13 protein-coding genes are annotated in these 11,184 nt (G+C 59.9%); 10 read left to right on the forward strand and 3 right to left on the reverse strand.

The genetic code is table 11. The annotated features are described in order from the left end of the window. Nucleotides 1-43: 43 nt before the first annotated feature. Nucleotides 44-379, reverse strand: coding sequence for an XRE family transcriptional regulator (locus tag V3587_RS30435; RefSeq protein ID WP_182263468.1), 336 nt, complete (start codon nt 377-379; stop codon nt 44-46). Nucleotides 380-453: 74 nt separating this feature from the next. Here V3587_RS30435 and V3587_RS30440 point away from each other — a divergent pair, with 74 nt between their 5' ends. From V3587_RS30440 to V3587_RS30450, 3 genes are all read left to right on the forward strand, one after another. Beyond that, the gene (locus V3587_RS30440; RefSeq protein ID WP_019749925.1) at nt 454-750 is read left to right on the forward strand and encodes a hypothetical protein; all 297 of its coding nucleotides are present in this window, start codon (nt 454-456) and stop codon (nt 748-750) included. A 961-nt stretch (nt 751-1,711) separates the two neighbouring features. Then, complete coding sequence (locus V3587_RS30445; protein WP_019749922.1) at nt 1,712-2,584, forward strand: hypothetical protein; 873 nt, start codon at nt 1,712-1,714, stop codon at nt 2,582-2,584. A 71-nt stretch (nt 2,585-2,655) separates the two neighbouring features. Then, nucleotides 2,656-3,276, forward strand: coding sequence for a hypothetical protein (locus tag V3587_RS30450; protein WP_228118167.1), 621 nt, complete (start codon nt 2,656-2,658; stop codon nt 3,274-3,276). Between the two features lie 432 nt (nt 3,277-3,708). On the opposite strand, the gene V3587_RS30455 is transcribed toward V3587_RS30450, so the two are convergent. Next, the gene (locus V3587_RS30455) at nt 3,709-4,125 is read right to left on the reverse strand and encodes a LuxR C-terminal-related transcriptional regulator (RefSeq protein ID WP_019749919.1); all 417 of its coding nucleotides are present in this window, start codon (nt 4,123-4,125) and stop codon (nt 3,709-3,711) included. 99 nt (nt 4,126-4,224) lie between these two features. Here V3587_RS30455 and V3587_RS30460 point away from each other — a divergent pair, with 99 nt between their 5' ends. Then, a complete protein-coding gene (locus tag V3587_RS30460) occupies nt 4,225-5,019 on the forward strand; it encodes a hypothetical protein (protein ID WP_019749918.1) in 795 nt (264 codons plus the stop codon). 346 nt (nt 5,020-5,365) lie between these two features. Here V3587_RS30460 and V3587_RS30465 read toward each other — a convergent pair whose 3' ends face one another. After that, nucleotides 5,366-6,400, reverse strand: coding sequence for an AurF N-oxygenase family protein (locus tag V3587_RS30465; protein WP_283377705.1), 1,035 nt, complete (start codon nt 6,398-6,400; stop codon nt 5,366-5,368). A 247-nt stretch (nt 6,401-6,647) separates the two neighbouring features. On the opposite strand from V3587_RS30465, the gene V3587_RS30470 reads away from it, so the two are divergent. The 6 genes from V3587_RS30470 (at nt 6,648) to V3587_RS30495 (ending at nt 11,083) form a co-directional block, all read left to right on the forward strand. After that, on the forward strand, nt 6,648-6,770 hold the full coding sequence (locus tag V3587_RS30470) for a hypothetical protein (RefSeq protein WP_283377706.1): 123 nt from the start codon (nt 6,648-6,650) through the stop codon (nt 6,768-6,770). A gap of 837 nt (nt 6,771-7,607) precedes the next feature. After that, on the forward strand, nt 7,608-7,814 hold the full coding sequence (locus V3587_RS30475; RefSeq protein ID WP_241896167.1) for a ribbon-helix-helix domain-containing protein: 207 nt from the start codon (nt 7,608-7,610) through the stop codon (nt 7,812-7,814). Then, nucleotides 7,811-8,167 (forward strand): type II toxin-antitoxin system PemK/MazF family toxin, encoded by a 357-nt coding sequence (locus V3587_RS30480; RefSeq protein WP_019749913.1) that lies wholly within the window; start codon nt 7,811-7,813, stop codon nt 8,165-8,167. The genes V3587_RS30475 and V3587_RS30480 overlap by 4 nt, the downstream gene beginning before the upstream one ends. Nucleotides 8,168-8,357: 190 nt before the next feature. Then, a complete protein-coding gene (locus V3587_RS30485) occupies nt 8,358-9,458 on the forward strand; it encodes a DUF1254 domain-containing protein (protein ID WP_261779122.1) in 1,101 nt (366 codons plus the stop codon). Further along, nucleotides 9,427-10,682 (forward strand): IS3 family transposase gene (locus tag V3587_RS30490; protein WP_283377707.1). Its coding sequence is split into 2 segments (ribosomal slippage): nt 9,427-9,703 and nt 9,703-10,682, totalling 1,257 coding nucleotides; the frame shifts between segments, so codons are not numbered across the junction. The genes V3587_RS30485 and V3587_RS30490 overlap by 32 nt, the downstream gene beginning before the upstream one ends. Further along, the gene (locus V3587_RS30495) at nt 10,568-11,083 is read left to right on the forward strand and encodes a DUF1214 domain-containing protein (protein ID WP_283377708.1); all 516 of its coding nucleotides are present in this window, start codon (nt 10,568-10,570) and stop codon (nt 11,081-11,083) included. Before V3587_RS30490 ends, V3587_RS30495 begins: the two co-directional genes overlap by 115 nt. The last annotated feature ends 101 nt before the right edge of the window (nt 11,084-11,184 follow it).

The following is an 11,184-nucleotide window of genomic DNA, read 5'->3' on the forward strand; positions in this document are numbered from 1 at the left end:
TGCGGGACATGAGGACATCCTCCCAGCGGAACCCTCGGTCCCGCTATCTCGGTGTCCACCATCCGGGGTGAACCTCACGGCGCCGTATTTCGTCCAGGATTTGCTTGTTCGACATTTGTTGCAGCGACATCCTGGTAGGGGAAAGGGGACGGTTCTCTTCTTCGGTCATGTAGCCGGCGGCAATCAGCACTTCTTGGATCGGCGCATCGAACAGCACTGCGACTTGCCGAAGAACTTGCGGGGATGGCGACCGCACGATCGTTGCCCAATGACGCAACAACGACGGATACACCCCTAGTGCCCGCGCAGCCTCCTCGGTGCTCTCGTAGCCCCGAGCATCGATCTGGCCGCGAATCCACGCTCCGAATCCTGTGCGCATGGCCAGTATTTTTCCATGAAGGCCTGGATCGATATCGGCTGTGCGCCACGAACGGCGAACTTTCGCCGAAATTTGTGAATGCAATCTTCGCCATCGCCATCGTCACCGTCAGCAAGCTCAACGCGAACACATGGGACCGGGGTTTCTGCATCGCACTCGCCGTCGTCGTCGTGATCCGCATCCGCGGAAACGCGTTCCACTCCTGTTGCGCATCAATCGCCGCACAAGAGTTCCTCGACGGTGGGGGACGTCTCGGGTTCAACCCCCTCGCGCCCGCTATTGCAGCGGCCACAGCGATCACACCACCGGCAGTGGTCCTTGGCATTCACGTACGAAATCGCAATCTGGTAACGGAAGTCGGAATGGACTAAGCCGCTTGCCGTTCGATCGTGAAAACGACACGGAGAGTGGGAACGCAAGAGTGTTGCCCCTGATCCGACCGTCAGCTGGAATCGATCCGCGACCCTCACGCCCGCGAAAGAACGACCACAATATTGCTGAGTTGTCGGAAGCGGAACGAAACGAGGACACCGCAACGGCGGCTGTACAGTCCTTGCCAAAGGCGCTGTCTACTTCCACTTTCCATCCAAGGGAGCGATCGTCGAACACTTCATCTTGGACTGGTACCGCTCCGTCAACGAAACCGTCGGCGGAGCAACGGTCGGCATGAGAAGTGGAGCAGGGGAGCAGCTGGCAATGTTCTTCACCCCTCGCGCACCAGATCGTCGAGAACCCACCAATCTGCGGACGGCATGAACTCACCTCGACCCCACCGTCGACTTTGCGCATCGGGTGGACGCCATCAGCGATATCGTCAAGACCGCCATCCCGAAGGGGAACTCACCGACACCCACCGCACACCGTCTCGGATGGACCCTGTGCGCCGGAACCACCCATGCCTCCTTGCAGGAAGATATGGAGGTGTTCACCCGTATCAGTGACACCGTCGCAACCCGCACCGCGTCCGTGAGCGCTTCAGCGGCGCCATCGGCGTCGTTCTGTTCGTCACCGACAAAGGCGAACGCTCCTGAGCTCTAGGGCGACGACTGTGTCCGGAATCAGATCGAGGGTTCTACACACGGGGAAAAACGCTCATACAGAAGGAACATTCGTACTCGCACAACGGCAGAACAGAGTCGAAAGTCCCCGCTGAGCGTCGATGAAACGCCACCGAAAGTACGAGAGCATCCCCGAAAGGGTTGAACTTTCTCCGGTTTGTGTGACTTCGAGTACTACTGGTCGGTAGCCTTCGCTCCGAGCACATAGATGTGACTCGCGACACACCAAAAACGAGTGATGTACGGTGCGTCGATTCCATGCCTGAGGAGCCCAATGTCCAAGAATGCCTTGAGAACCCGAGTTGTCCCCACGATGGCGATCGCTGCAGCCCTTGCATTGATAGGAGGAGGCGTCGCTACTGCTGAGGAGAATTCCTCGCTCGGTTCGTCCGGTACACCCGCCGCTACTCCTTTGACGTTCGACGGGTGGTCGTCATGCCCCGTTGAAGACCTCGATGTCGCAACCTGCGCGACTGTTGTGGTGCGCGGCGGTTCGATGAAAATCGGGGGGTTGACCGTGCCCGTCCCCGACGGCGGACTGAAGATCGCCGGCGGAGTCAAGTACGCCACCCAACCCGACGGCAGCTTCGTCGAAACCTTCGTCCCCAAGCCGGACGGCCGAAACGGGGTGTACTCGAACCCGATCTCCGTCCCGGGTGGCGCCATCGGAATCGACACTCCACTGAATCTGACCCAGATCACCGCAACAGTCGAAGCTGTTGGGCTACCGAACATCAAGGTGCTCGATCAAGAGCTGACGATGCCGGTACGACTGAAACTGTCGAACTCGTTGTTGGGTAACAACTGCTATCTCGGCTCCACGGCGAACCCGATCAACCTCCACCTCACGACCACCGGTAACCCGCCCTCGCAGCCCATCGGCGAATATCCCGGAGCAGTGTTCCCTGCCGTTCAGCACACCGACAATCTCTTCGCAGCTCCTGCCGCTAGCGGGTGCGGGGTCTTCGGTGCACTCAACTGGGCGGTGAACCTGCGAGCAGGAACCCCCTCGGCCAGCGGAAAGAACTCTCTGACCACTTCCAGCGACGTCTACACCGTCGCCGCGCGCAAGGTACGACCGCCGGCAGCTTCCGCTGCGCAGGCAGCCGAACCTGCAGCTGTGGCGCAGATGGGAGCCGCCGGGTAGAGATCACACCCGCCTGAATTTCTTTCGACTGACGGTTCACCCCAAAGGTATTCGACAGAAAGGCACATCACATGTCATCACGCACAATGCTCGGCAAGGCCCCCGCGATCGTCGGGGCAGCAGCCGCATTGACCATCGCTGCATCCGGGATCGCAGCAGCGTCCACCACGATCAGCCCCGCCACAGCCACTCCGGTGACGGCCACCAGCAGTGGGCTCAGTTTCGTGACAACCGGCGGTCTCGAGTTGTACTGCACCAGCGTCAGCGGAACCGGAACCACCCCTGCGGCGCCCGGTAACGTGAACTCCGGAACGGGCGGCATCAACATCAACATCGCGAGCGTGGGACTGTCCGGATGTGACCTCGAAGGTGTGCCGGCAACGATCACCACGGCCGGTTCCTGGGCTCTGAACGTCAACGCCGACAGTGGATCACCGATGGGAAGTATCAAAATCCCCAACGGTGGAGCTCACGTAGTCGCTGGTAGCTGCGTCATCGACGTCACCGCCAGCACTGCCGGCCCCGTGCCCTACAGCAACACAACACATACCGTCACCGCCAACAACACCGGAACGGTGAACTTCACCTCCAACGGGGGAAGCGCATCCTGCCCGGCAGCAGGAGCCGGAACGGCGAAGATGACCGGGGCGCTCAAGTTCAACTCCGCGCCCGGCATCACCGTCACTCCCTGACCCGGAATGTAGTTGCGCCACAGCCACACCCGCACTAAGTGAACTACATGCGGGTGTGGCTGCGGCGTACAGTTCGCGAACCGTCCCCCGGCACCGGTCGCTGCCTGAGCAGGATGGTTCACAGAACACATGATCGTTTGGCCGAGGACCCGCCCGATCTCTCGTAGTATTTCTCCACGGCGGTGAAAATCCCAGATCACCTTCTAGTGCCTCACCGAGAACCTGAGTGCCTTACTACCCATCCACGATCATGCATCATCTCACCAGTAGTGATGCGCTGGCCCTGTTGAGATGAAGATCGTAGTCGGCCTACGAATCGATCCGAATCGACGCTGTGACTCTCGGAACTCTGTGGCCCAGTGCTCGGTAGAAATGGTCGGCCGCGGCTGTGACGGAACGATTGACGGGCGAGTTCCGAGTGTCGGGACGCATTCAGTGTCCTGCACGGTGGCCGTCAACTCGATGTTCGCAAATAGCGCTGATCGCTTCAAACCTGCATTCCTGCAGACCGTTCGATCGATTATGCGTGAAGGTGGGACTCACGGTTTCGGGTGAAATTCCGAGTAAGCGTGCTACTACTTTACCGGAATAGCCTTCGGCGACCCGTTCGATGATCTCTTCTTGGCGCTTACTCAATCGCATCACGGTCGCCTCCTGCGGCGGTATGGATGGGCGCGGCGGGAGCAACTCACGTTTTGCGTCCAGTGGGGACGTGGAGGCAAAAACGATGCACAACAACGTGGTCGATGCAGATATGGGGTTGCCGAATCCGACTTCATCGCGGGTGCAGGGTTGATCCTGGCCGTGCGTGATGATTGCCAGAGTCCGGCGCGGCTGTCGATAGAGCATCGAATCCTGAGCTGGTACCTCGTTCGTCAGATGTAGTACTGCAGATGGATGTGCAGCCGCGTACCTGCTGATTGACTCTCTCCCGGAAGGGAGTCGTCAATGAGTACGTCCGTCAACCGAAACGGCTGGTCGATCGTTGCGTTGTCATGCGCCGGAGCGGCATTGGTGGCCGCGTTCGTTCTAGGCCCGGCCGCGTTGTTACGCGGACGCTATCCGCAGTTCCAGGATCAATCCGTCATGAGTGAGCTGCTCGGCCGCGGCTTGGTCGACTACTGGGGTAGCGGAGTCCGCACCTATCCGCTCGGCTTGGCGGAGATGGTGGACTACTGGTTCGAGTGGCACGCGATCAAGATCGTCATCTCGGTGCTGCTGACCGCGGTTCTGGGTCTGCTCGCGACGACCCTGTGGCGGCGATCTCTGACGGCCGGCGTAGGTTGCGTGGTCGCGGCGGCCACTACGACTGTGCTGTCATTGTTTTCGGTGTCTGTGGCTGTGCTCAACATCCAGTCGACGGTCGCACCCGTAGTCGCGCTGCTTCCGATGCTCTCCGCGGACAACTCGGACGGGCAGACAGCGCAGTCTCTGATCGAGAACGGTGTGCGCAGCGGAGACTCCAGGCCGCCACTGCTCGAGTTGCTCACACAGGTCGAGCACTACAACTGGGCGGCGATTGTCGCTATCGCCGGGGTGATCGCTGTAGTCGCAACCGGAACCGTCATCGCCTTCCGACGCTACAGGTCGTCGGACACGACAAACGGTGCCCACCGTCGGATGTTCGTCGTCCTCGGATCGCTCGGTGCTGTGATGACCATTGCGATGGCGCTGCTGTTCGTCGCGGCCGTTGTTGCCGTCGTCGATCCAGGAGAAGCTCTGCTCGGCGCGGTCGGCCTGTGACTCTATTGCCGGTCCAAGATGAAGGCCGACGGCGTATCCATGACCGAATCGCGGAAGTGCTGAACATCGCTCGCAGTACGTTGTACCCAAACCTGCAGTAGCAAAAGCGAATTCGCTACGGCATCGGAAATGTTGCGTCTCCGCCGGCACTGATGACTCGGCCGGCACTGACGTCACCGGTTCGGCCTCGATGGATGCGCTTCCTACAATTCGATGGGGCGATTCGGGTGTGGGCCTGTGGTTGGCGCGCTGATATCTGTGCGCCATTGCCTCGACCGCGGTGAGCGGGTAACGCAGCTGTCTGCCGAAGTGGGACAGGGGCAGCTGCGTCGCGGGTTGCAGATCGTCAAGCCGCGGCCCTCGACGGCTCGTTGCGGTAACGCGACAGCCGGCCGTCGGTTCCGGTAAGCCGCCAGGACCAGAGGGTGAGCCGGGTGCGCATTCCGTTGGCGTCGGCGAGGCTCCGGACGTCTGCGCAGGACTCTGTAAGGAGTCGCCGGAAATCGGGGTTGCGCATCGAATAGGTCTCGCGCAGAACATTGCGGGGGATACCCAGCAACGTGGCGTCCTGCCGGCTCGGGACGACGATGGACCAAAACCCTATGCGCATGACTACAGGCGTGGTGAGGCCGAGTGCGAGGCGGTTGAATCGGCTCATGCGCGGAGCGTGATGGCGCAACCATGCATGGGCGAACCCGATGTGACGTGCTTCCTCGGCGAGATGGATCTGCATGATGCGGTCGGTGAGCGGGTGAATGCCACCGCCGCGCATGATGCTCTTCTGGATGTGGTCGATCGGCTCCTCTCCAGCGAGGATGATCTGAAAGAAGAAACTGGGCCACAGCGATCCCAGCGAACCGACCAGGGGGAAGGCCTTGACAAGCCACGTTGGGGCACCGTGGACCTCCGGAGCCACCCGGTTGGTGAACTCCTGAAACATCTGGATGTGGTGTGTCTCTTCGGTGAGTTCGTGCATGAAGTAGCGGAATTCGGGGTTCTCGTTCGCCAGGCCCATCAAGAACTGGGTACCGCCGAGAAGGAGCAGTTGCTCGAACTGGGAGCCGGTCTTTGTTATAGATGCGAGCCGAATCCGGGCAACCCGCCGTTGTTCCTGGGGTGAGAGCGCGCGGTACCAGTCGGTGTGGGACAAGGGGTCGACCGCGGGGAGTGTCCATCTTGGGTCGTCCGCGGGGGCGGCGAACTCGGGCGAATTCCAGGCGATGTCTTTGAACGCCTCGAAGTGGAGCCCTGTCGAGGATGCCTCGGACAGTGTGCGCAGAGTGTCGTGGTAATCGCGATGTTCGTTGACGGTATTGCGCCCCGGAGTTAACCGGACAGATGGCGCGTTACGCCGCGTGCGACGAAGTGTTAGGAACTGCATTTCGGGCTCCTTTGTGGCATCTATCTCAGATGTGCCCACAGTAAACTAAGTGTGACTGCGCGTCCACGGTAACTGTATGAGTTTGCACGTCCACGGGTAAGTCCGGAAGGGCGAAAGGGACGCTCAATATCGCACCATGCACGCAGCTCTCGGCATTTGATGGTGGTGTGGGTCCTGCTGTCGAGACGACGGCGCTGGACGTGGTCGACGTTAGGCCGTTGTGTGCATCTGCCGACCGGTGGGATAGGTGCAGGACGAGGTTCTCGCGATCTCGTCACGGTTGGTGTCCCCGGTTGATCGGGTCGGAACTCACCTCGCCGAACTCGCGTCCCTGCACCGCGACGACATCCGAGGCGGCGCCGACAGTTGATCATGTGGATCGGCCCGCACGTCTTTCGTCATGCGACGGGGATCCGATGGCCCGTGGTTTGTTGCTCGGATGGCGATCGGTAACAGTGGAAATATCTCACCGGTAACTTTCAAGTTGTGTCAGTTCTCTTTCTTAAGTGACTGTGTAACAACCATTTTCGATGGAAGTCGCTATCTGAATTGAAATTCTGGGCGGAAATGCACGACGACCAATGACTCTGGCAGGGGTAACTGTGCGCGTCACCGATGGCGACGGAACCAACAGCGTCGAGATCGACATGCTCGTGACCGCCGACGCCATCACCGAAGTGCCGTCGGTTGGCTGAGACTTGTTGAGCGCCGAGTCTGCAAGAGCGGAGTTTGCGTCAGGCGCTCCCGGTAGAAGGGCGGTAGCCTTCAAGCATGAAACGGTCCAAGCCGGAAGGCGTTGGGCTGTAGACGTACTGGCGGCAGAGGGAATTTTTGCTTCGGAGCAACCTTTGGCCGCGTTACGTGAGTTGCGCCGGGCGAATCGAGCGTTGTCGCTTACCGGTGCCAAGGTTCTTCTGGATCAACTTCTGCCACCTCGCTAGCGCAGTCGCGGATCGCTATCACCGAAACGCCAGCGATCTGGTCCTGGGTCACCACTCCTGAATGATGTCGACGGTGCTCGTCCAGATCGCAGGGTTGTTGACCGCGAAGGTACATCAAATCAGCACGGCATCTCCGGGTGGCTATGAGGTTCGGAGACGCGTCGGGGTGGTTGCTTCCTTTGAATGGCTTTTTCTTACTGGCGGGGCGGTGTAGCCGTTTTCGCGGTGACCACCAGATCATACTTTGGTACGCTTAAAGTATGACCATGAAATTTACCATAAGTCTGCCTGACGAGGATGCACATCTACTCGACGAGTATGTGCGTGATCACGGACTTCGTGGCCGGTCGGCAGGAATTCGAGCCGCGCTCCGCCTACTCTCGACGTCCGGACTCGAACGTGACTACGCTGCAGCCTTTGCCGAAGGTGACGTAGATGAAGTGTGGGACGCTGTCACGGCAGACACGGAATGATTCGCCGCGCGCACATTCACTGGGTGGATCTCGATCCCGCGCAGGGCAGTGAAGCGGCGAAACGACGACCGGCGGTGGTGGTGAGCAACGACCGGGCCAACGCTACTGCAGAAAATCTCGGCAGGGGCGTGATCACCGTGGTTCCGTTGACTACCAATACCGCGCACGTGTTTCCGTTTCAGGTGATTGTCGAGTCCGACGAGTCAGGTTTGGCGCGAGCGTCGAAAGCGCAAGCGGAGCAGGTACGGTCGGTATCGGTTCGGCGTCTGGATCCTGAACCGGTCGGCAAGGTCGGGACGGAGACTTTCGCCGCGCTCGAGGATGCGCTGCGGTTGCACCTCGATCTGCAGTAACTTGGCGCTGCTGGGACCGGGTGATCGCCTCGATCGTCGGGGCGCGGTTGCCGAAGAACTTATTTTGTCTCCGCGAAGAAGCTGTTCGGCTCCGAACGCTGCCATGCCGGCACTGAACTGGACGCACTGAACTACTGGTTCACCCGGTGTGGGTGATTCGCGGCGTGGTTCTTTTCCGGACCATCTGGGTATGGCCGACATCAAATTGACGTATTCCTCCGGAGTTGTCCCCAGGGACGGAGAGCTTCCCGCTCGCGACCACATCGCGACGGTGTTCGACGAACTCGACTTCCAGACTGCGGTGCAGGCGTACTTGTGGGCCATCCCCATCGTATCCTGGGCGCAGTGGATGGACGTGCATACCAACATCTTCGGAGCAACTGCATCCGATATCGTCGTCTACCGCTCCTATCGTGACCGACTGGGCCTGATCACCGCCAACGCGACGACTCCGTACATCTTGAACTTCTTCGATCTCGGTACAACGGGTCCGTTGGTAATCGAGTTGCCGGCGGGGCCGACCGCCGGGGGCATCGCAGATTTCTGGCAACGAGAATTCGCGGTGCTCGGTGAGATGGGCCCCGATGCAGGCAAGGGCGGCAAGACCCTGGTAGTCGGCCCAGGCCAGAGTGTCGAGGACACAGGTGAATACACGGTTGTCCGCTCCCCGATGATGCACATCATGTTCGGCTTCCGCACGCTCGATCCGGACCCGGCGCGCTCGGACGCGTTGGTCGACGCTGTCCGGGTGTACCCGTACTCCGATCGTGAGAATCCGACTCCGACGCGTCTGGTCTCACCGGACGGCAAGCCCTGGAGCGGAATTCAGCCGCGAGACCTTCGGTACTGGGAACTTTTACACGACATCGTGCAGGACGAACCTGTCGAAGAGCGCGACCGGTTCCCGATGGCGTGGCTTCGGCAGCTGGGGATTGAGAGGGGCAAACCGTTTGCCCCGGACGATCGCTTGCGGAAGATCTTGCAGCGGGCAGTCGAAGTGGGGGTGGTGTTCGCTCAGGCGAATGCCTTTGTCAAACGCTTCCCCGGTTCACGCTACTGGCCGGATCGTCAGTGGGACTTGGCGATTGTTCTGGACAACTCCGCTCAGCGAGGCGGCAACTACGACGAGTTCTACGAACGCGCGTCGTGGTTCTACGAGGCAGTCAGCTTCTCCAAGGCGATGAAGAGTACGACGCCTGGACTCGGTCTGAACCGTGCCGGGTTTGATGCCGCATCCGTTTTTGTGAAGGATGCAGATCATGCCCAAGCGTTACCCACTCGAGCAGCGTGAGCGAGCCGTCAAGATGGTCCTCGATCACCTCGACGAATATCGGTCCGTCTACTCCGCATGCCAGGTGATAGGCCCGAAACTCGGCATTGGTGCCGAATCGCTGCGGAACTGGACCAGGAAAGCCCAGGTCGATGCTCAGGAGGTGCCCGGAGCGAGCACCGCGGAGCAAATGCGGATCAAGGAACTCGAGCGTGAGAACCGAGAACTCAAGGAAGCCAACGAAATTCTGAAGTCGGCATCGATTCTCTTCGCGAGGGAACTCGACCCTCGCCGCCGCTGATAGTCCAGTTCATCGACGACATGCGTGCACAAAATTTCAGGGTCGAGTCGATCTGCCGAGTGCTCACCACACAAGGAATCCAGGTCGCCCCACGCACATACCGCAACTGGAAAACCTCACCACCATCTGCAAGGACGATCACCGACGCCCACCTCACCAAGGAACTGCGGTCCACGATCGGCACTGCCGAAGGGCTCTACGGCCGACGAAAGATGACGGCTTATCTGCGCCGCAAAGGCCACCACGTCGCTGCCTGCACCGTCGACCGTTTGATGCGCGACGAAGGACTGAACGGGGTGGTCAGAGGCAGACAGCACCGAACCACGATTCCAGGCGGCAAGGACAGCCGGCGGGCACCAGACCTGCTCGATCGCGATTTCACCGCTGAAGCTCCGAACCGCACATGGGTTACCGATTTCACTTATTGCCGAACGTGGGCGGGGTTCGTCTACGTCGCTTTCGTGATCGACTGCTTCTCCCGGGCAATCGTCGGCTGGCATGCCTCGACAGTGAAGGACACGGGCATGGTCACCACGGCCTTGAAGATGGCGTTGTGGCGACGCGATCACGGTGGACATCGGGTCGGTGATGGGTTGATCCATCACAGCGATGCCGGTAGCCAATATACATCTATTTCCTTCGCGGAAACGCTTGTGTTGGAAGGGATTGCAGCTTCAATTGGAAGTGTCGGCGACGCCTACGACAATGCCCTCGCGGAGTCGACGATCGGACTGTTCAAGACAGAAGCGGTTTCCAAGAGTAGTCCCTTTCTGCAGGGCCCGATCAAGACGATCGACGACATCGAATTCGCGACGATGGAGTGGGTGGATTGGTTCAATACCCGCCGTCTGCACAGCACCTTGGACTATGTCACTCCGGACGAGTTCGAGGCCGTCTATTACTCTCAATTATCGATTCTCCAGCCGGAGATGTCGCCAGCATAGGAGCGGCAAGAAACCCGGCACGGTTCAGTCAGGCATATCTGGGTAGTTACTCCGACGCTGACGGTCACTGGTTGGACGGCGGAAACAGCTACACACTCCACGTACCTGCCGATGTCCCGGCAAAACTGTTCTGGTCTGCGACGGTCTACTCGATCGACACGCGGTGCCTGATCGACAACGAGCAAGGGCGAGGCGACCGTGGCTCGCGAGATGCCGATCTTGTTGTCAACGAGGACGGTTCGGTAGATCTTTTCTATGGACCGACTGCTCCGGAAGGGAAGGAATCCAATTGGGTTCAGACCATTGCGGGTCGGCACTGGTTCTCGTATTTCCGCTTCTACGGACCTCTCGAACCATATTTCGATCGAACGTGGAAGCTTGGTGACATCACGCCCGCCTAGATCATGTGTTCGGTGGTCGAGGTCGGGCCTTGACCCCGGAAACTGGACACGGGGTTTGTGATTACGCGGCTTGCTGCAGGCTATCGGATGTGTGAGCGTTT

The organism is Rhodococcus sp. IEGM 1306 (assembly GCF_036541985.1).
Taxonomy (GTDB): Bacteria; Actinomycetota; Actinomycetes; order Mycobacteriales; family Mycobacteriaceae; genus Rhodococcus_F; species Rhodococcus_F qingshengii.